21 protein-coding genes are annotated in these 17,789 nt (G+C 67.5%); 6 read left to right on the forward strand and 15 right to left on the reverse strand.

The window, feature by feature from the left end:
* Positions 1–2 precede the first annotated feature (2 nt).
* The 6 genes from flgF to flgB form a co-directional block, all read right to left on the reverse strand.
* Positions 3–740, reverse strand: coding sequence for a flagellar basal-body rod protein FlgF (gene flgF, locus AB7P10_RS15590; protein WP_428294764.1), 738 nt, complete (start codon positions 738–740; stop codon positions 3–5).
* 189 nt (positions 741–929) lie between these two features.
* Positions 930–1,973 carry a DUF6891 domain-containing protein gene (locus AB7P10_RS15595; RefSeq protein WP_428294765.1) on the reverse strand — a complete coding sequence of 348 codons (1,044 nt, stop codon included), beginning with the start codon at positions 1,971–1,973 and terminating at the stop codon, positions 930–932.
* Between the two features lie 97 nt (positions 1,974–2,070).
* Positions 2,071–3,294 (reverse strand): flagellar hook protein FlgE, encoded by a 1,224-nt coding sequence (gene flgE, locus AB7P10_RS15600; protein WP_428294766.1) that lies wholly within the window; start codon positions 3,292–3,294, stop codon positions 2,071–2,073.
* Positions 3,295–3,353: 59 nt separating this feature from the next.
* Complete coding sequence (locus tag AB7P10_RS15605; protein WP_428294767.1) at positions 3,354–4,016, reverse strand: flagellar hook assembly protein FlgD; 663 nt, start codon at positions 4,014–4,016, stop codon at positions 3,354–3,356.
* Positions 4,017–4,046: 30 nt separating this feature from the next.
* Entirely contained in the window at positions 4,047–4,451 is a 405-nt protein-coding gene (flgC, locus tag AB7P10_RS15610) for a flagellar basal body rod protein FlgC (RefSeq protein ID WP_297658039.1), read from the reverse strand.
* Positions 4,452–4,468: 17 nt separating this feature from the next.
* Positions 4,469–4,876 carry a flagellar basal body rod protein FlgB gene (flgB, locus tag AB7P10_RS15615; RefSeq protein WP_428294768.1) on the reverse strand — a complete coding sequence of 136 codons (408 nt, stop codon included), beginning with the start codon at positions 4,874–4,876 and terminating at the stop codon, positions 4,469–4,471.
* Positions 4,877–5,080: 204 nt separating this feature from the next.
* Here flgB and flgA point away from each other — a divergent pair, with 204 nt between their 5' ends.
* The 6 genes from flgA to AB7P10_RS15645 all read left to right on the forward strand — a co-directional run bounded on the left by flgA (position 5,081) and on the right by AB7P10_RS15645 (position 7,876).
* On the forward strand, positions 5,081–5,839 hold the full coding sequence (gene flgA / locus AB7P10_RS15620; RefSeq protein ID WP_428294769.1) for a flagellar basal body P-ring formation chaperone FlgA: 759 nt from the start codon (positions 5,081–5,083) through the stop codon (positions 5,837–5,839).
* A 131-nt stretch (positions 5,840–5,970) separates the two neighbouring features.
* Positions 5,971–6,294 (forward strand): flagellar biosynthesis anti-sigma factor FlgM, encoded by a 324-nt coding sequence (gene flgM, locus AB7P10_RS15625; protein WP_428294770.1) that lies wholly within the window; start codon positions 5,971–5,973, stop codon positions 6,292–6,294.
* Between the two features lie 26 nt (positions 6,295–6,320).
* Positions 6,321–6,698 (forward strand): hypothetical protein, encoded by a 378-nt coding sequence (locus tag AB7P10_RS15630; RefSeq protein ID WP_428294771.1) that lies wholly within the window; start codon positions 6,321–6,323, stop codon positions 6,696–6,698.
* Between the two features lie 167 nt (positions 6,699–6,865).
* Positions 6,866–7,060 (forward strand): hypothetical protein, encoded by a 195-nt coding sequence (locus AB7P10_RS15635; protein WP_428294772.1) that lies wholly within the window; start codon positions 6,866–6,868, stop codon positions 7,058–7,060.
* A gap of 15 nt (positions 7,061–7,075) precedes the next feature.
* Positions 7,076–7,270, forward strand: a complete 195-nt coding sequence (locus tag AB7P10_RS15640) for a hypothetical protein (RefSeq protein ID WP_428294773.1) — start codon at positions 7,076–7,078, stop codon at positions 7,268–7,270.
* Positions 7,271–7,396: 126 nt separating this feature from the next.
* The gene (locus AB7P10_RS15645; RefSeq protein WP_428294774.1) at positions 7,397–7,876 is read left to right on the forward strand and encodes a hypothetical protein; all 480 of its coding nucleotides are present in this window, start codon (positions 7,397–7,399) and stop codon (positions 7,874–7,876) included.
* A gap of 21 nt (positions 7,877–7,897) precedes the next feature.
* Here AB7P10_RS15645 and AB7P10_RS15650 read toward each other — a convergent pair whose 3' ends face one another.
* The 9 genes from AB7P10_RS15650 to cheY all read right to left on the reverse strand — a co-directional run bounded on the left by AB7P10_RS15650 (position 7,898) and on the right by cheY (position 17,781).
* A complete protein-coding gene (locus AB7P10_RS15650) occupies positions 7,898–9,454 on the reverse strand; it encodes a methyl-accepting chemotaxis protein (RefSeq protein WP_428294775.1) in 1,557 nt (518 codons plus the stop codon).
* A gap of 98 nt (positions 9,455–9,552) precedes the next feature.
* Positions 9,553–10,014: a cache domain-containing protein gene (locus AB7P10_RS15655; RefSeq protein WP_428294776.1), complete on the reverse strand. Its 462-nt coding sequence runs from the start codon at positions 10,012–10,014 to the stop codon at positions 9,553–9,555.
* 158 nt (positions 10,015–10,172) lie between these two features.
* Positions 10,173–10,889 carry an RNA polymerase sigma factor FliA gene (locus tag AB7P10_RS15660; protein ID WP_428294777.1) on the reverse strand — a complete coding sequence of 239 codons (717 nt, stop codon included), beginning with the start codon at positions 10,887–10,889 and terminating at the stop codon, positions 10,173–10,175.
* Between the two features lie 2 nt (positions 10,890–10,891).
* Positions 10,892–11,686, reverse strand: a complete 795-nt coding sequence (locus AB7P10_RS15665) for a hypothetical protein (RefSeq protein WP_428294778.1) — start codon at positions 11,684–11,686, stop codon at positions 10,892–10,894.
* Positions 11,679–13,181 (reverse strand): flagellar biosynthesis protein FlhF, encoded by a 1,503-nt coding sequence (gene flhF, locus AB7P10_RS15670; protein WP_428294779.1) that lies wholly within the window; start codon positions 13,179–13,181, stop codon positions 11,679–11,681. Before flhF ends, AB7P10_RS15665 begins: the two co-directional genes overlap by 8 nt.
* Positions 13,178–15,256 (reverse strand): flagellar biosynthesis protein FlhA, encoded by a 2,079-nt coding sequence (flhA, locus tag AB7P10_RS15675; RefSeq protein WP_428294780.1) that lies wholly within the window; start codon positions 15,254–15,256, stop codon positions 13,178–13,180. Before flhA ends, flhF begins: the two co-directional genes overlap by 4 nt.
* Positions 15,253–16,413 carry a flagellar biosynthesis protein FlhB gene (gene flhB / locus AB7P10_RS15680; RefSeq protein ID WP_428294781.1) on the reverse strand — a complete coding sequence of 387 codons (1,161 nt, stop codon included), beginning with the start codon at positions 16,411–16,413 and terminating at the stop codon, positions 15,253–15,255. The genes flhA and flhB overlap by 4 nt, the downstream gene beginning before the upstream one ends.
* 340 nt (positions 16,414–16,753) lie before the next feature.
* Complete coding sequence (locus AB7P10_RS15685; RefSeq protein ID WP_428294782.1) at positions 16,754–17,380, reverse strand: protein phosphatase CheZ; 627 nt, start codon at positions 17,378–17,380, stop codon at positions 16,754–16,756.
* A gap of 14 nt (positions 17,381–17,394) precedes the next feature.
* The gene (cheY, locus tag AB7P10_RS15690; protein WP_428294783.1) at positions 17,395–17,781 is read right to left on the reverse strand and encodes a chemotaxis response regulator CheY; all 387 of its coding nucleotides are present in this window, start codon (positions 17,779–17,781) and stop codon (positions 17,395–17,397) included.
* Between the last annotated feature and the right edge of the window lie 8 nt (positions 17,782–17,789).

The following is a 17,789-nucleotide window of genomic DNA, read 5'->3' on the forward strand; positions in this document are numbered from 1 at the left end:
GTTCAGCCGTTCATGCTGAGGAGTTGGCTGGCGGTCTTGTCGTTGGTTTCGCCGTTCTGCAGCATGCGCATCTGCGTCTCGAACTGTCGCGCCACCGCGATCATTCCGATCATGGCTTCCATGGCATTGACGTTGGAGCCCTCGAGCGCACCGTCCTGCAGGCGGGCGACCTCGCTGGCTGGAAGGGGATCGCCCTGCAGGGTGCGGAACAGGCCGTCCTCGCCACGACGCAGCGGGTTGTCCGCGTCGGGGGTGACCATCTTGAGGCGGCCCACGTTCTGCGGCGGCTGGTCGCCCACGCGCGTGCTGACGGTGCCGTCGTTGGCGATGTCCACGCGCGCACCCTCGGGGATGACGATCGGACCGCCGTCGCCGAGCATGGTCAGGCCCTGGCCTCCGACCAGGGTGCCGTCGGGCGTGACTTCCAGTGCGCCGGCGCGGGTGTAGGCCTCGATGCCGTCGAGCCCCTGCACCGCGAAGTAGGCGTTGCCCTGGGCCGCCACATCGAGGTTGCGCCCGGTGGCCGTGACCGAGCCCGGCAGTTCGGAGTGCCCTGGCGTGGCTTCGAGCGCGAACACGCGCGTGCTTGCGCCGTCACCGCGCACGGGCACGGCGCGGAAGGTGGAGAGTTCGGCGCGAAAACCCGTGGTGGACACATTGGCCAGGTTGTTGGCCAACACCTGCTGGCGATACTGGGCGGCATTGGCGCCCGTCATCGCGGTGTAAATCATGCGGTCCATGCACAGTTCCTTTCACTCGCCGACCGCAGCCAGCAGCGCTGACCACGACGGAGTTAAAGGATTGTGGAAAAACTTGAGGGGAGCCAGTGCAGTGAACAGCACGGCTTGTGCCCGTCATTTCCTCGCTTCAAACGCCCCCTTCACGGGGGCGAGACAGACGGCCCCTGCGGGCCGCCCGTGCGATGCCGTTCAGTGCGGCGTGCGCCGCTGCCAACGGACGGCGGGGAGGTTGATGCGGCTGTTGTCCGAGCCGTCCCATTCGGTCTGCAGGCCGTGTTGCTGCAGCACCTCGCACACCTTGCGCCCCACGGCGATGAAATCGGCCGCGTCCTGGCTGTCCAGGTAGCCAAAGGCCAGCATCAGGCCTTCGCCGTACAGGGCGCGGTCCAGGTCCTGGCTGTGAAAGAAGCAAAAGCCCGTGTAGCGGCCCTCGGGCACATCGTCGGCGTTGATCACATCGGACACCGACTCGAAGCCGTCGCTCATGGTGTTGCCGGCGCACTGCAGGGCGCAAATGCCTTGTGCGTTCAGGCTGTCAAAGGCGCGGTCGAGCCGGTCGCAGTCCGTCTCCTTGGGCCAGGTGGCCTCCGCGGCGCGCTTCTTCGCCAGCAGCGCGGTGGCAAAGGCCTTGACCCATACGACATCGAAGTCATCGCCGGCCGCAGCGTTTTCGTCGATCCAGCGGTCGATGTCCTCCGGCGCGTCGTAGCCGTACCAGATCCACTCCTTGACCATGGCGCGCATGGTGTCGGTGGCGTCGTCGACCTCGTCGTCCATCCCGGCGTCATCGTCAAGCGGGTAGACGGGCTCCTCGGCGGCCTCACCTGCACCGGCCACGTCGACGTCGGTGACCGGCCAGGCGTCCTCGAATTGTTTGCGGCCATTTCGGCGCACCCCGATCTGGCGCCGATGCGCATCGAAGCACAGAAAGAAGTCGCGCCCATAAGGGCTCAAGGTCTTGCGCTCATCCAGCTCGGAATCGGCATGCGCAAGCAGATAGGCGTCCACGACGATGTTGAAGTCGCTCTTGTGGGCGGCCGCCAGTGTCGCGCATTCGCGCAGCACGCGGTCCATCGTTTCGTGCGCAGGCTCGGCCCCCACGAAATGCACGTTGAGCCCATACAGCCGCTGATGGGGCGAGTGGTAGTACTCCACCTGCGCGCCCATGCGCTCGGCGGGCGGGAAATCCAGGGAAAGGGCTTGAAACGGCGAAGGAGGGGCGCTGTCGGTCATGGCGTGGCGTGCGAGTGGCGGAGGTCACCGCCATGCTAGGCACGGTCTGCCCCGCCCGCACTACTGCAAAGGGGCTATTCCTGAAGCCTTGTCAGGCTCAGCGCATGTTCAGCAGCGTGCTCATCACCTGGTCTTGCGTCTTGATGGTCTGCGCATTGGCCTGGTAGGCGCGCTGCGCGGTCATCATGTTGACCAGCTCGGCGGTGAGGTCGACGTTGGAGTCTTCCAGCGCGCCCGAGCGGATGCTGCCGAAGCTGCCCGATCCCGGCTCACCGCGCACCGGTTCGCCGGACGAGAACGTGGCCGACCAGTTGCCGCCACTTGAGGGCGCGAGGCCCTGCGCGTTGCGGAAGTTGACCAGCGCGATCTGGCCGGCCGCGCGCGTCTCGCCGTTGGAGTACATGCCGGTGACCACGCCGGATTCGTCGATCGTCAGACCCACGAACTCGCCAGGGTAGTAGCCGTCCTGATCGAGGTCGTGCACCGCGAAGTCGGTGCCGAACTGGCTCGCGCCGGTCAGGTCGAGCGTGACCGGGAAGGTCACCAGCGGGTCGTTGGGCGAGGCCAGTGTCAGCGTGGGCGGCGGCGTGATCGAGGCCGGGTCGAGCGTGCCGTCGGCGTTGAAGTTGAGCGACACCGGCGGCGCCAGCGGCGCGGGGGTGCCGCCGTTGACGCTGGCGTACACCTCCCAGGTGTTGTTGGCGGTCTTGGTGAAGGCCAACGCCACCGGCACTTCCATGCCCTGCGGGTCGTAGGCCACCATCGAGGTGCCGTAGGTCGTGATTGGGGTGGGCGGTGTCACGCTCGCGGCGATGGGCGCGCGCGCGTCGAGGTTGAACTCGGCCACGATGGCGCTGGTCTGGCGCGCGGGGATGGGCGCGCCGGTGGGCAGCGACAGCGGCTGGCTCTCGAAGCTCAGGCGGTTGCCGGCGTCGTCGGTGGGGTAGCCCATGAGCTGGCCACCCTGCTGGTTGATGATGTTGCCCTCGCGGTCGAGCTTGAACATGCCCGAGCGCGTGTAGGCCATGGTGCCATTGGGCTGCTGCACCTCGAAGAAGCCGTTGCCGTTGATGGCCAGGTCCAGGTCGTTGCCGGTGACGGTGATGTTGCCCTGCGTGAACAGCTGCGACACCGTGGCCACGGTCACGCCGATGCCCTTGCTGCCGCCGCCGGACGAGTTGACCGAGCTCGCGTAGAGCTCGGCGAACTCGGCGCGCGAGCTCTTCATGCCCACCGTGTTGGCGTTGGCGATGTTGTGGCCGATCACGTCGAGGTTGCGGCTGGCGCTGTTCAGGCCGGAGAGTCCTTGCTGGAATGCCATGGTGAAGTCCTTGAGGGAGGGAAAACGGTTGTTCTGGTAAGGGGCCGGGGTTCAGGCGCTCACATGTAGGCGAGCACGTCGTTGTAGGCGCGGGTGCTGCCGTCCTGCAGCAGCATGTAGATGGAGCCGCCGGAGAAGCTCACCGAGTCGACTGACAGGCGCTTGAGCGAGACGGTGTCCACCGCCGCGCCACCATCGACCGCGCTCACCCTGAAGCCCTGGACGGTGGCAGGGTCGATGCCGGCGGCATCCCACTCGAATCCGTGCAGGCCCGCGCCAAGCGCGCCCATTTGCACGGTGTCGATCACTTCGCCGTTGGTGCCCATGATGTCGACTCGCACGTCGCTGGCCTTGCCTTCGAGCGAGAAGGCGGCCTTGCCCTGGCCGTTCTTGAAGGTCAGCGTGTCGCCCGGCAACAGGGCCTCGCGCCCGATCAGCGAGGTGCCCTGCAGCGCGGTGGCGGAGGAGAACTGCGCCGCCATGCCCTTGAGCGTGGCGTTGAGTTCCTGGATGCCGCTGACCGTGTTGATCTGCGCCATCTGGGTCGTCATCTGCGCGTTGTCCATCGGGTTGAGCGGATCCTGGTTGTTGAGCTGCGCGACCAGCAGCTTGAGGAAGCGGTCCTGCGAGGCCTGCGGGTCGGTCGCGTTGCTGGCCGACGTGCCCGTGGTGCTGCCCGGCGTGTTGCCGAGGTTGGAGAGATCAAGGGGCTGGATGAACATGGGTCAGGTCCGGTGGTCGTTGCGGCGGGCTCACTGGCCCATCTGGAGGGTCTTGAGCAGCAGCGACTTGGCCGTGTTCATGACCTCAACATTGTTCTGGTACGAGCGCGAGGCCGAGATCATGTTCACCATCTCCTCCACCGGGTTCACGTTCGCATGCGTCACGTAGCCGTCTGCGTCGGCGCTGGGGTGGCTGGGGTTGTGCACGCGGCGGCCCGGCGCATCGCTCTCGACGATGTTTTGCACCTTCACGCCGGCGCTGCCATCGCCCCCCATGGGCACGGTCTGGAACAGGATGTGGCGCGCCTTGTAGGTCTGGCCGTCCGGCCCGGCCACGGCATCCGCGTTGGCCAGGTTGCTGGCGACCACGTTGAGGCGCTGCGACTGCGCGCTGACCGCGCTGCCCGAAACCCCGAAGATGGAAAACATCGACATGGCAGATTCCTTTCAGCTCATTGGCCGGTGATGGCGCTGAGCATCGTCTTGACGTGGCCGTTGATGAATCGCAGCGTGGACTCGTAGCGCACGCTGTTGTCCACGAAGTTGGCGCGCTCGCGGTCGAGGTCGACCGAGTTGCCGTCCTGGCTCGGTTGTGTCTGCACCGTGTAGGCCAGGTCGGGGTGGCGCGCATCGGTCGTGCCCAGGCGCATGTGGCCGGCGCTGGTCTGGCTCACGGTCGCGCCCGCGCCGGTCTGCGCGCCTGAAACGCTCTTGAGCGCGGCGGCAAAGTCGAAGTCGCGTGCGATGTAGCCGGGGGTGTCGGCGTTGGCGATGTTGCTGGCGATCACCTGCTGGCGCTGCGAGCGCAACAGCAGCGCGTTGGCATGGAAGTCCAGCCGGGCGGTCATCTGTTCAAGCATGGGCGGCAACTCCTTCGGGTGACGGGGCCGGCGCGGTGCCTCCACAGGGAGGTCCCGATACCGGGGGTTGAAGGAATTATGAAAATCTTGAGGGTCGGCAATGAGCGGAACAAGCGCCGCTTTGCAAGGCATTTCCCGGCTTTGTCCGCGGCGTCACCGACCTACAGTGCTCCACTGAACCCGCCCGCCATCCAGGAGAACGCCATGCCATTCGCCCCACTGTCCCCCACGCGCAATGCCTTTCGGCGGCTGGTGGGCCGGTGGACGGGCGCACTGGCCGCGCTGTGGCTGGTGACCAGTGGCGGCGCCATGGCCAGCGGGTCATCGGACGCGCTGGAGAACACGGCCCGCGCCTGGCTCAAACCCGCGCTGGATGCCCAGTTGCCCCAGGACGCCGATCTGCCCCTGCGCACCGAGGTGGTGATGGGCTCGCTCGACAGCCGCCTGCGCCTGGCGCCCTGCAACAAGGTCGAACCCCACCTGCCCCCGGGCTCGCGCCTGTGGGGCCGCAGCCGCATCGGCCTGCGCTGCGTGGACGGGCCGCGGCGCTGGAACGTCTACATCCCGGTCACCATCAAGGCCTGGGGGCCGGCCTGGGTGCTCAAGCGCCCGGTCGACGCTGGCGCGACTTTGTCTCAAGATGACGCCGAACAGGTCGAAGTGGACTGGGCGGCCCAATCCTCGGCTGTGCTGGCGCGGCCCGACATGTGGGTCGGCCAGCAGACCGCGTTTGCCCTCACACCGGGCCAGGCGATCCGCGAGAACATGGTGCGCCCGATGAAGGCCTTTGCCGCGGGCGACCAGGTGCGGGTCAACAGCAGCGGCACGGGATTCAGCATCTCGGCCACCGGCAAGGCCCTCACCCAAGGTCTGGTCGGGCAGTCCGCCCGCATCCGGCTGCCCGGCGGGCGGGTGGTCACCGGTGAGGTCCAGGACGACCAGACCGTCGAGATGGCGCTGTGAACCGGGCGTCGGCAACGGACCGCCAGACGTGACGGATGGCCCGACCCGGCGCCATAAAAATGCCTAAAGTTCGTGTGACCGGGGTCGATAGTTCTTTCACATCACCCTGACTGCGGGGTTTGGAGCGTGAAATGAAAGTCGATTCGTCACCCGATTCCTATATAGGTTCCGTGGCCGGTGGTCCCCAGAAGACCGCCGAAAAACCCGTCGCGGGCGCCGAACAGGCCGCCGCCGCGGCGGCCACACCGGCCAAACCCCAGGCGGGCGTGACCGTGACCCTGTCGCCCACCACCGTTTCGGCGATGGGCTCCGGCGGCAGCGAGGTGTTCAACGCCGAGAAGGTCGAATCCATGAAGCAGGCGATCGCCAGCGGCACGTTCCAGGTGAACGCCGAGGCCATTGCCGACAAGATGCTGGCCAACGCCGCCGAAATGCTCAACGGCGGCCGGGCCTGAACCCATCCCCCCAGAGAACAACCACCATGACGCTCGCGCTCGCTGCCACGACCACCCACCCCTGGATCGGATCGCTGCAGGCCGAGCTCGATGCGCTGGAAGCAGCCCTGCTGCGCGGCGATGCCCCCGGCGTGGAACGGGCCAGCGCGGCGCTGCAGGCGGTGCTGCAGCAAGCCCCCGTGGCCACGACGGCCGGACCGGACGCCGCCTTGCAACAGGACACGCAGAGCGCCGCCCAGCGGTTTGCCCGCCTGCGCCAGGCGGTTCTGCGCTCAAGCGCACAAAATCAGCGTGCGCTCACTTCCCTGCTGCCCCAGCAAGCCGTGCAGCAACAGCCAACCTATGGCCGCATGGCCAGGCCTTCGTCCACAGGCGGCGCCGGCCGCGGGTTCCTGACCGCCTGAGTCCGGCCTCTCCCCGCCCCCACACACCGGCGTCCATCTGCCGGTTTTTTTTCGCCCGGCTCGGGGCCAGGCCTCTGATGCGGCATAAGCCATTCTGATGAAGGCTTCATTTATTCTGCGTCGGTACGATAATCAGGGTTTACCCTAGGTTCGACCTTGCACACGCCATGAACGCCTTCTTCCACGCCTTCCGTTCCCACCTGGGCCGCCTGCTGGGGCCCTTCTTCCGCCGTGTCGCGAACGGCGCCTCCGACGGTCTGGAGGACTACCTCAGCACCGCCAAGAGCCTGCACCAGCTCGAAGACATGCAGCGCCGCTGGGACCGCGCCCACCGGGGCCGCCACACCTTCGGCGCCCACTGAATCCGATTGCACGACATGATGAATTTCCTCCGATCCCTCTTCCAGACCCCGCGCTTCGCGGCCGGCGCCCGCGTCAACCGCATGCACAGGGGCAGCCTGGACCGCGTCGACGGCCGCGTGGTGGCGCAGACCCGCGAGGGCGTGCTGGTCGAGTGGCCGCGCAACGGCGCCGGCTGGGAACGCCCGCACGCACTCTGCCAGCAAGGGTGACATCGGCAGGCCCCGGAGGCCTGAACACCACGCCGACGGCGAACCGCCGGAAGGCCACCACCTACCCTTGACGCCTGCCGCAGCCGGCATAGCATCGACACGCCGATACCTTTCGAGAGGATCCGCATGGAACAGAGAATCGTGGCGCCCAGCAGCGAGGACTTCCGGCGGGGTCTGATTGCCTTTGTCCAGACCGTCGGTGCCGTCGCGGTGCTGCGCAGTCAGCACGCCGGCCCACGGCGCATGGGCTACGTCGCGCGGCACCTGGCCGACGAGTTCACGCGGCGCCTGGCCCCCGAAGATGCGCGCGCCGTGGTGCTCGACTTCGACGACGCCCGCTCCGCGCTGGGTGCGTTGTTCGAGGAGTTCGTCTACATCGCCTGCCGCTACCGCGCGGCGGCGGAACAGATCGGCATCACCGTCGCCATTCCCGGCAACACCATCGATTTCGACGAGGAGTCCGGCGACCCCCTGGGGATGGACGTGATCGAAGAAATCGAGACCGTCAGGGGCAGCATCGCCAAACTGCTGGAGAAGTTGCCCAGATGGGCGCAACGCCTCATCGAAGCGCTGATGGAAGTCCTCAAGCTCACCCGCGGCGGCTGATCGGCCGGCGCGGGTGCGCCCTCACGCCGTGCGGAAGCGGTCGAGCAGTTGCACCAGCCGCTGCGACTGCGACTTGAGCGACTCGGTGGCCGCGGCGGCCTGTTCCACGAGCGCGGCGTTCTGCTGCGTGGACTGGTCCATCTCGGAGACGGCCTGGTTGATGTGCGACACGCCTTCGGCCTGCTCGCGGCTGGCGGTGGCGATCTCGCCCATCATGCTGGTGGTGCGCCCGATCGATTCGACGATGCGGCGCATGGTGTCGCCCGCGGCCTGCACCTTGGTCGTGCCGGCCTCGGTGTACTCCACCGAGGTGCCGATGAGTTTTCGGATCTCGCGCGCCGATTCGGCCGAGCGCTGCGCGAGGTTGCGCACCTCGCCGGCCACCACCGCAAAGCCCCGGCCCTGCTCACCCGCACGCGCGGCCTCCACCGCCGCATTGAGGGCGAGGATGTTGGTCTGGAAGGCGATGCCGTCGATGGTGCCGATGATTTCCCGGATGCGCAGCGACTGGGCGTTGAGCTGGTCCATGGTGCGCACCACCTCTTCCACCACCTCACCGCCCTCGCGGGCGACCTCGCTGGCCTGGCGCGCGAGCACGTCGGCCTGCTGCGCGTGCTGCGCCGCCTGGCGCAGGCTGCCACTGAGCTGCTCGATCGCGCTCACCGCCTGCTGCAGGCGCGCGGCCTGCTGCTCGGTGCGCCCCGAGAGGTCGGTGTTGCCGTGGGCGATCTCACTCGAGGCGACCTCGACCTGCTGGGCCGTGCCGCGCACTTCAGCCACCAGCTCGCCCAGTTGCGCAGCCACCTGGTCCAGCGCCTGCAGCACCTGGCCGGTTTCATCGGTTGACGTTGCGTGGCTTTGCGAGCGCAGGTCGCCATCGGCCACGGCAGCGGCCAGGGCCCGCGCGGCGCGCAGCGGCGCAACGATGCGGCGAACACACCACCAGCCGGCCACGGCCGAGAGCAGCAGCGCCAGGGCCGCACCCACGGCAATGCCCAGGCCTTTGCCCGCGGCGGCGGACGCGGAGGCGTCCACGCGGGCGTTGGCGGCTTCGCGCTGGCTGGCGGCCAGTGCGGAAATCTGCTCGTCGAGCTTGAGGTACGCGGTCTGCATGATGTCGATGAAGCTGCCGGCCGTGGCCAGGCCGGTGCTCTTCATGTCGAGCGCATCCAGCACCGTCTGGCGGAAGGCGGCATGGGTCTTCTCCAGCACCTGAAGCTGCTCGCGCGCGGCATCGTCCCAGATCGGCAGCGCATGCTGCGCCTTGATCAGACTTTCGATCTCGCCCAGCTCGCTGACCAGGGCCTTGTCCAGGGCATCGATGCGCGTGGCAGGAAACTCGGCCCCGGTCCATGCCAGTGACTGGTTCGTGCTGGCATAGGCCGCGCCGATGCGGCGCTGCAACTCGGTGGTGGTGGCCAGCGTGGGCAAGGTCGACGTCTGCATGGAGCGCAGCGAACTGGAGAGGTCGCGCGTGGCCCACAGGCCCAGGCCGGCCACGATCGCCAGGCACAGCATGGTGATCAACGGCGCCAGTGCGACCTTGACACCGATCCGGGCGTTGTCAAACAACTTCATCGTTCTTGCCTCGTTTTCGAAGGGAAAGCGCCGTCGCGGTGGACGGCATCGGCGCGGACGGGTGATGGCGCACGCAGGCACCACCACCGCGCAGGGCATCAGCGGTAGACGCCCACGGCCACCGCGAGGTTGGTGCCGGCGACACGCTTGATGAAGGTCGTCTTGCCTTCCACTTTCTTGCTGACCGGATGTGCCCAGTCGTAGTCGACCCAGCCTTCGCCTTTGCCGGCGACCGCCACGAATTCCTTGACGAATTCCTTGCCGTTCTGGTCCTTGAGGTTGAGCAGGTTCTTGCCCACCAGCTTCTCGTTGGCACCATGCGCCTTGATGGCGCCATCGGTATCCAGCAGGAAAACGTACAGATCCTTCTTGTTCCAGTTGGCCTTGTCCTTGGTGAAGTCTTCAAAGGCCTTGTCGTTGCCGACCTTCTTCAGGTGGGCGATGGCGGCCTCGGTCATGGCCTTGGCTTCATCGCGCGTGCCGTGTTCCTGGGCGGATGCGCCCGTCACGAAGGCCAGCGAGGCGAACAGGGCGAGCAGGGGGCGAAACAGGGATTTCATTGATGCAACTCCGTGGAATGACAGGGCCGCGAGGGCCCCGAAAAGATGCGCAACTCGGCGCGATGACCACGCGGACCATGTACGTCCGGCGTGCCCATCAGATCGGCCTGCGCAGCCCCATCCTTGACCCGGGCAAACCCTTGTCCTGACGAGCCGCCTCAGTGCGCGCGCAATTTCGCACGCAGGCGCGCGATCGACTGGCTGTGCAGCTGGCAAATGCGCGACTCGGTCACGCCAAGCACGGCGGCAATTTCCTTGAGGTTCATGTCGTGCTCGTAGTACATCGACATGATCTGCTGCTCTCGCTCGGGCAGCACCTTGATGGCGGCCACCAGCGCGGTGCGCATGCGATGGTCCTGCAGCACCGCGGACGGGTCGGCTTCGTGGTCGCCCATGTGGCGGTCCAGGAAACCGTCCTCGTCGTCGCCATTGCCGCTGATGTCTTCCAGGTACACGAGCTGGGTGCCGCGCACCTTGGCCAGCAGGTGCTGGTAGTCGGCCAGGCTCATGCCCATTTCCTCGGCGATCTCGCTTTCCTTGGGCACGCGGTGCAGCTTCTGCTGCAGGCGGTTGACGGCCTGCTCGATGTCCTTCTGGCTCTTGCGCGAACCGCGCGACATCCAGTCGCCCTCGCGCAGCTCGTCGATCATCGCGCCGCGGATGCGCTGGCTGGCGAAGGTCTCGAACTGCACGCCCTGCGTGGGCTCGAAGCGCGCGATCGCTTCGGTCAAACCGATCATGCCAACCTGGATCAGGTCGTCGAGTTCGACGCTGGGCGGCAGCTTGGCAATCATGTGGTGGGCCAGGCGGCGCACCAGCGGGCTGTATTTCTTCAGCTGGTCGTCCCGGTTGAGGGTGCCTTTGGCGGTGTACATCTTCAACTCCAGAGGGAATATGCGTTGGCCGTGCGGGCGGCGCGGGAAGCACCGGGCACCAGGCCGTGGTAACCGTGGGCGTGGCGCTGACGCGGCCGCTCCAGGGCGCATTCCTGCACGCGCTGCGCCCAGGTGCGGGCGGGCCAGCTCTCCAGCGGCAGCCCCAGGTGGCGCTGCGCGGTGTCGGCCACGACGTTCACCACGGTCTGCAGCGCGGTACCCGCGCCATGGGCCAGCGGGGCCAGCGCGGGCGAAAGGCCGGCGGCGTGCAGCAGCTTGACGGCGCCGTAGGCGTCGATGCTGGACTGCGGCTGCTCGATCACGGGCACGAGAACGCGCGCGGCCAGGCCGTGCAGCAGCTCGGCCAGCGAGAAGGCGGGTGCGAACAACAGCACCAGCGCGCCCGGCGCGAACGGTGCCAGCAGGCGCGAGAGCGCAACCTGCGCGCCGGCAGCCTGTGCCGTTTCCTGCAAGGTCTGCAGACCCATGGCGCCGGGCATCACCAGCCAGTCGGCGCCGTCGCGGGCGTGCTCCAGATGGGCGATGGACGGGTCCTGCAGCACGCGCATGAGGCCCAGGTGGGCGCCATCGTGGCGGTCGCGGCTGGTGGCCTCGGTGGCGGTGGCGTCCACGATGATGACCGCACGGCCCTCGGCCGCCAGGCCCGACGCGAGCGTGCACAACAGCTCATAGGCGCGCGCGGGCTGGGCCGGGCTGGCCACGGGCATGAGCACCGCGCCCCGGGCGGGTGGGTCGCCGCGCAGGCCGGCGGCCTGGTCGAAGCCGGGTTCAAACATGCGCGGCTCCCAGATCGATGCCGCGGCCCGACGCCTGCGCGAAGAAGTAGCCCATGTCGGTGGCCTGTGGGTCGTAGGCCGACTTGCCCTGCGTGCCCATGGACATGCGCACCAGCGCGGCCGCGTCGGGGTTCTGCCAGTCCTCAGGCACGCGCTGGCCATTGGCCACGCCACGCAGCACCACCTGGTGGCGGATCAGCGCGTCCAGCGCGGGGCCGAGCTTGACGGCCTCGTCGACCTTGGAGAGCACCACGCCATGCAGCGAGCTGGACTTGAACGAAGCCAGTTGCTCGTCGAGCGTGTCGCCCTGCGAGCCGGCGTTGAGCACCAGGGTCTTCTTCACCTTGGGCATGTCCAGCACGTCGAGCATGTCCTGGATGCGCTGGTCGCGCTGGCCCAGGCCGGCGGTGTCGATGATGACCAGGCGCTTGGCCGAGAGCAGGTTGAGCAGGTCCTTGAGCGCCGCGCGGTCGTGCGCCAGGTGGGCCACCACGCCGAGCATGCGGCCGAAGGCGCGCAGCTGTTCGTAGCCCGAGACGCGGTAGGTGTCGAGCGTGATCAGCCCGACGCTGGCGGCGCCGTACTGCTTGACGCACTGCGCGGCCAGCTTGGCGGCGGTGGTGGTCTTGCCCACGCCGGTGGCGCCGATCAGCGAGACCACGCCGCCTTCGTCGCACAGGCTTGCACCAGGGGCGGCCACCTTGAGGTTGCGCGTGATCACGTCCATCAGCCAGCGCACCGCCTCGGCGGCGCCGGCCTCGGTCGGCACGCGCTCGAGCACGGCGCGCGACATCGCGGGCGAGTAGCCGGCGCGGATCATCTTGAGCATCAGGTTGGACTGGATCGGGTTCTGCTTGGACGAACCGAGCCAGGCCAGGGTGTTGAAGCGCTCCTCGATCATGTCCTTGAGCGCCGAGAGTTCCACCGCCATGCGGCTGTCGTTGTTGCTCGGGAAGCGCGTCGACGGTTGCGAGTCCTCCCACGCGGGCTCGGACTGGCGGGTGCGGATGGGCGCCGGATTGCGCGCCACGAGGGGCTCGGGCTGGTTGAAGCGCTGCACCGGCATCGCAATGGGCTCGGGCCTGGCCACGATCTGGGGCGCGGCGACCGGCGCCGCAGGTGCCTCCACGGCCGGGGCGGCAGTGCCTTGCAGCGCCTCGCGGCGCTTGCGCAGCATGCGCTCGCGCACATAGTCCTGGAACGACAGCGTGCTCATGGCCATCGCCTCGGTGTCGCTCTGCACCGACTGCGGCGCGGCCAGGGCGGCGGCGGCCTTGCTGGCGGGCGCGGCGGCTTCGGCGCGCTGTGGCGCACGGGCTGCGGGCGCGGCGGCGTGCTCGGCCAGCGAGGCCAGGCTTTCCTCGGCCGCGGCCATCACCTCGAATCCCTCATCGCTGGAGCGGGTGGAGAGGATCACGGCGCTGTCGCCAAAGGCACGACGGGCCTTGGCCATGGCTTCGCGCGAGGTGGGGGCGGTGAAGCGCTGGATGTTCATGATGCGAGTTCTCCAAGAATCGGGCCGATGCGGATCAGGTGGGTTTCAGGAATTTCGCTGTGCGCCAGCACCTGCAGGCGCGGCGCGGCGCGGCGCAGCAGGCGCGACATGGCGTTGCGGATGGCGTCGGGCACCAGCAGGCAGGCGGGCACGCCCTTTTCCTCCTGGCGGTTGGCGATGTCGGTGGCGGATTTGCTCAGCATTTCGGCCACGCCGGGATCGAGCGCGCCGTTGGCGCCACCCGAAAGGGCCTGCATCAGCAGCCGCTCCAGGCCGGGCTCGATGGCGATGACTTCGAGTTCCTTCACCGGGCCGTAGATCTGCTGCACGATGGCCGGCGAGAGCGCCATGCGCACGCGGCGGGCCAGTTCGGTCGGGTCGGTGGTCTGGGCCGCGTGCTCGGCCAGCGATTCGATGATGGTGCGGATGTCGCGCACATGCACAGACTCTTCCAGCAGCAGCTGGAGAACTTTCTGGAAGGTGGCAACGGGGACCATCTTGGGCACGACTTCTTCGATCAGTTTGGGGGCCAGGCGGGTGACGTGTTCAACCAGGTCCTGGGTCTCCGTCCGGCTGAGCAACCTGGCCGCCTGGACTTGCATCAAGTGTGAAAGATGCGTGGCCAGCACAGTCTCGGAATCAACCACCGTAAAACCGGCCATTTGCGCGTTCTCGCGCTGCTTTTCCTCGATCCAGTGCGCGGGCAGGCCGAACGCCGGGTCGGTCGTGGGCGTGCCGATCAGCGGCGTGTTGATGCCACCGGGATCGATGGCCAGGAACATGCCGGGGAACACCTCGCCCTCGCCCACCACCACACCGCGCAACGTGATGCGGTAGCCACTGGGGCGCAGCTCCAGGTTGTCGCGCACGTGCACCGCCGGCGGCAGGAAACCCACCTCCTGCGCGAACTTCTTGCGCACGCCCTTGATGCGGGTGAGCAGGTCGCCCTGGCGCGTCTTGTCGACCAGCGCGATCAGGCGGTAGCCCAGTTCCAGGCCCAGCAGGTCGACCGGTTGCAGGTCGTCCCAGGTGGCTTCGCCGTCGCCCGGTGCCGCGGGGGCCTCGGGTTCGGGCGCGGGCTTGCGCTGCTGGCGCAACTGCCACCAGGCCAGGCCACCGGTGAGCGCGGCAAAGCTCAGGAACACCGCGTGCGGCATGCCAGGCACGACGCCCAGCATGAAGAGCACCGCTGCGGTGATGCCCATGACCTTGGGCGAGAGGAACATCTGCTCCATCACCTGCGCGCCCAGGTCCTCGTCCTTGCCCACGCGCGAGACCACCATGGCCGCGGCCACCGAGATCAGCAGGCCCGGGATCTGCGCCACCAGCGCGTCACCGACAGCCAGCAGGATGTAGTTGTCCGCCGCCTGCCCGGCTGAGAGGCCGTGCTGGGCCATGCCGATGATGAAGCCGCCAATGATGTTGATGAACAGGATCAGGATGCCGGCGACGGCGTCGCCGCGCACGAACTTGGAGGCACCGTCCATGGAGCCGAAGAACTCGGCCTCGTCCCCCACCTCGGCGCGGCGGCGCTTGGCCTCTTTCTCGTCGATCAGGCCGGCGTTGAGGTCGGCGTCGATCGCCATCTGCTTGCCGGGCATGGCGTCCAGGGTGAAGCGCGCGGACACCTCGGCGATGCGCTCCGAGCCCTTGGTGATCACCACGAAGTTGATCACCACCAGGATGGCGAACACGATGAAGCCGACCGCGAAGTTGCCGCCGATCAGGAAGTGGCCGAAGGCCTCGATCACCGCGCCGGCCGCGCCCGGTCCGGTGTGGCCCTCCATCAGCACCACGCGGGTGGAGGCGACGTTGAGCGAGAGGCGCAGCAGCGTGGTGAGCAGCAGCACCGTGGGAAACACCGAGAAGTCCAGCGGGCGCTTCATGTAGGCCGCGACCATCATCACCACCAGCGCCAGCGCGATGTTGAGCGTGAAGAAGGTGTCGAGCAGCCAGGGCGGCAGCGGCAACACCATCATCGAGAGCACGGTGATCACCAGCATGGGCGCGGCCAGGCCGGCGGCCCAGCCGGCGTTGCGTTGCAGCCATTGCTGCAGGGGCTGCAGGGCGTTCATTCAGTGGCCTCCGGGGCGGGGGTTTTCTTGAAGTGCGGATCGAGCTCCGGCGGCACCATCGGGGTGGGCTGCTCGGCGGGCATGACGCCCTGCCCCTTCATCGCAGCCTTGAGCTGGTACACATAGGCCAGCACCTGGGCCACGGCGGTGTAGAGCGCCGAGGGAATCTCGTCGTCGATCTCGGCATGGGCGTAGAGCGCGCGCGCCAGCATGGGCGACTGCAGCACCGGCACCTTGTGCGCCTTGGCGACGTCGCGGATCTTCATCGCCAGCAGGTCGGCGCCCTTGGCAATCACGCGCGGCGCGGCCATGGTGGCGTCGTCGTAGCGGATCGCCACCGCGTAGTGGGTCGGGTTCATCACCACCAGGTCCGCCTTGGGCACCGCGCCCACGCTGTTGCGCTGGGCCATCTCGCGCTGGCGCTGGCGCCGCTTGCCCTTGATGTGGGGGTCGCCTTCGAGCTGCTTGTGTTCTTCCTTGACTTCCTGGTGCGACATGCGCATGCGGTGCGCATGCAGCAACTTCTGCATCGGAAAGTCCACCATGGCCACCAGCGCCACCACCAGCAGCAGCAAACCGACGCCGAACATCAGCCAGGTGCCGAGCTGGCCCAGGGCCGACTCGAGCGGCCGCATCAGCAGCGTGCCAAACGGCTCCACGTGCGAGGCGATGAACTGCCAGGCCACCACGCCCACCACGGCCGTCAGGACCGTGAGCTTGGCGGTGTCGAACAACTGCTGCTTGGAGAACAGGCGGCCGAAGCCCTTGAGCGGGTTGATGCGGCTCAGGTCCGGCATGAGGGGCTTGGAACTCAGTGCCCAGCTGCCCGAGGCGAAGGCGGTGAGCAGCACCAGGGCGAGCACGATCACGCCCAGGGGCAGGTACAGCATGAGGCCCTGCGCAAAGCCGTCCACCAGGCGTTCGGTGGCCAGTTCGGGTTTGAGCAGGGTCTGGTGGTCAAAGCGCAACTGGCCCTGCAGGGCGCTGCGCAGTTTCTCGAAGCCGGCGGGTGCCAGCGCCAGCAGCACCGCGGCGCCGCCGCCGAGCACGGCCAGGTTGCCCAGCTCCTTCGAACGCGGCACCTGACCATCGTCGCGCGCCTTTTTCAGGCGCTGCGCGGTGGCGGGTAGGTTCTTGTCCTGGCTGGAAGATTCCATGGTGCGGGTTCACTCGATCGGTGCATCCGATTCTGGAATCCGCCCGGAAAAACTAAAGGGCGATAAGCAGCGGTGAAGGGGTGCTTTTCTTTTCCCCTGTCCTCTTGTTTCCTGCCTCTACCTCGCTGCCTTGCGGCTGCGCGGCACGCTGTTCCGCGAATGTCCTCCGGCGGCGGGAGGCCGCCTCCCCCTTGATTTCGCTCCACAGCGCGCCGCGCAGCCGCAAGACAGAAGCGCACATGGAGCGCGGAGGAAGTTCGTTCAGAAATGCCGTGGAACCGGCTTTGCCGGGCCACAGGCATTGCCCCCTGGAAGGGGGTGGCGCGCAGCGCCGCGGGGGTTAGAAACCGAGTGACGCGAGCAGGTCGTCGACCTGCGCCTGGTCGCTCACCACGTCGGTGCGGCCTTCCGGGTTGACCACCGGGCCGGCCAGGCCTCCTTCGGCGATCACGTGGTCCTGACCGGGTTGGCCCGAAGGGGCCGACTGCAGCAGCAGGCCGAGCAATTGTTCCTCGATCGTTCCCGCGAGGTTAACCACGCGCCCGATCACCTGGCCGGTGAGGTCGTGGAAGTCCTGCGCCATCATGATGTCGGTCAGGCGCGAGTCGGTCTTCTCGGCCGTGTGAATGACATCCTGCGTCCACTCCACCAGCTCGGGCATGGCCTTGGCCAGTGCCGGCACGCGCCGGATGGTGTCGAGCAACTGCCGGCCGCGCTCGGCGATCAGGCCTTGCTCGGCCTTGCCTTCGTCGACGTGGTTGAGCACCTTCTCGGCCGCCTCACCCGTCAGGCGGGCGATATAGGACAGCCGGCTCTGCGCGTCGGGCAACTGGTCCACCGTGCCCTTGAGCTTGTCGGTGTAGCCCAGCTCCTTGAGCGCGTCGTGCAGCTGGCGCGTGATCGAGCCCAGCTGGCGGAACATGTCCGGACTGCCCGTGCCGCTTTCTTCTTGTTCACTGGAGTTCATGGTGCGGTGCCCTCTCAGATGCCAAGTTTCTTGAAGATGTTCGCGAGCTTCTCTTCCAGAGTGGCCTTGGTGAAAGGCTTGACGATGTACCCCGCCGCGCCGTTCTGTGCGGCCAGCACGATGTCTTCCTTGCGCGCCTCGGCGGTCACCATCAGCACCGGCAGGTGTTTGAGTTTCTCGTCCTTCTTGATCTCGGCCAGCAGTTCAAAGCCGTTCATGTTCGGCATGTTGATGTCGGAGACCACGAAATTGAACACGCCGTTGCGCAGCTTGGCCAACGCCGCCACGCCGTCCTCGGCTTCATCGGCGTCGGAGTGCCCGATCTCCTTGAGCAGGTTGCGCACGATGCGCCGCATGGTGGAGAAGTCGTCAACGATCAGGAATTTCATCGGGGTGGACATGGAAGCCT

It is taken from the genome of Hydrogenophaga sp. (assembly GCF_050182545.1).
Classification (GTDB): Bacteria; Pseudomonadota; Gammaproteobacteria; order Burkholderiales; family Burkholderiaceae_C; genus Hydrogenophaga.

Bases quoted from the DNA above. Each gene is read 5' to 3' on its own strand.
- AB7P10_RS15650 (WP_428294775.1), bottom strand. From the start codon at position 9,454: ATGAAGTTGTTTGACAACGCCCGGATCGGTGTCAAGGTCGCACTGGCG.
- AB7P10_RS15630 (WP_428294771.1), top strand. From the start codon at position 6,321: ATGACGCTCGCGCTCGCTGCCACGACCACCCACCCCTGGATCGGATCG.
- AB7P10_RS15685 (WP_428294782.1), bottom strand. From the start codon at position 17,380: ATGAACTCCAGTGAACAAGAAGAAAGCGGCACGGGCAGTCCGGACATG.
- flhB (WP_428294781.1), bottom strand. From the start codon at position 16,413: ATGGAATCTTCCAGCCAGGACAAGAACCTACCCGCCACCGCGCAGCGC.
- AB7P10_RS15645 (WP_428294774.1), top strand. From the start codon at position 7,397: ATGGAACAGAGAATCGTGGCGCCCAGCAGCGAGGACTTCCGGCGGGGT.
- flhA (WP_428294780.1), bottom strand. From the start codon at position 15,256: ATGAACGCCCTGCAGCCCCTGCAGCAATGGCTGCAACGCAACGCCGGC.
- flgA (WP_428294769.1), top strand. From the start codon at position 5,081: ATGCCATTCGCCCCACTGTCCCCCACGCGCAATGCCTTTCGGCGGCTG.
- AB7P10_RS15640 (WP_428294773.1), top strand. From the start codon at position 7,076: ATGATGAATTTCCTCCGATCCCTCTTCCAGACCCCGCGCTTCGCGGCC.
- flgF (WP_428294764.1), bottom strand. From the start codon at position 740: ATGGACCGCATGATTTACACCGCGATGACGGGCGCCAATGCCGCCCAG.
- AB7P10_RS15635 (WP_428294772.1), top strand. From the start codon at position 6,866: ATGAACGCCTTCTTCCACGCCTTCCGTTCCCACCTGGGCCGCCTGCTG.
- cheY (WP_428294783.1), bottom strand. From the start codon at position 17,781: ATGTCCACCCCGATGAAATTCCTGATCGTTGACGACTTCTCCACCATG.
- flhF (WP_428294779.1), bottom strand. From the start codon at position 13,181: ATGAACATCCAGCGCTTCACCGCCCCCACCTCGCGCGAAGCCATGGCC.
- AB7P10_RS15660 (WP_428294777.1), bottom strand. From the start codon at position 10,889: ATGTACACCGCCAAAGGCACCCTCAACCGGGACGACCAGCTGAAGAAA.
- AB7P10_RS15605 (WP_428294767.1), bottom strand. From the start codon at position 4,016: ATGTTCATCCAGCCCCTTGATCTCTCCAACCTCGGCAACACGCCGGGC.
- AB7P10_RS15655 (WP_428294776.1), bottom strand. From the start codon at position 10,014: ATGAAATCCCTGTTTCGCCCCCTGCTCGCCCTGTTCGCCTCGCTGGCC.
- flgM (WP_428294770.1), top strand. From the start codon at position 5,971: ATGAAAGTCGATTCGTCACCCGATTCCTATATAGGTTCCGTGGCCGGT.
- flgC (WP_297658039.1), bottom strand. From the start codon at position 4,451: ATGTCGATGTTTTCCATCTTCGGGGTTTCGGGCAGCGCGGTCAGCGCG.
- flgB (WP_428294768.1), bottom strand. From the start codon at position 4,876: ATGCTTGAACAGATGACCGCCCGGCTGGACTTCCATGCCAACGCGCTG.
- AB7P10_RS15665 (WP_428294778.1), bottom strand. From the start codon at position 11,686: ATGTTTGAACCCGGCTTCGACCAGGCCGCCGGCCTGCGCGGCGACCCA.
- flgE (WP_428294766.1), bottom strand. From the start codon at position 3,294: ATGGCATTCCAGCAAGGACTCTCCGGCCTGAACAGCGCCAGCCGCAAC.
- AB7P10_RS15595 (WP_428294765.1), bottom strand. From the start codon at position 1,973: ATGACCGACAGCGCCCCTCCTTCGCCGTTTCAAGCCCTTTCCCTGGAT.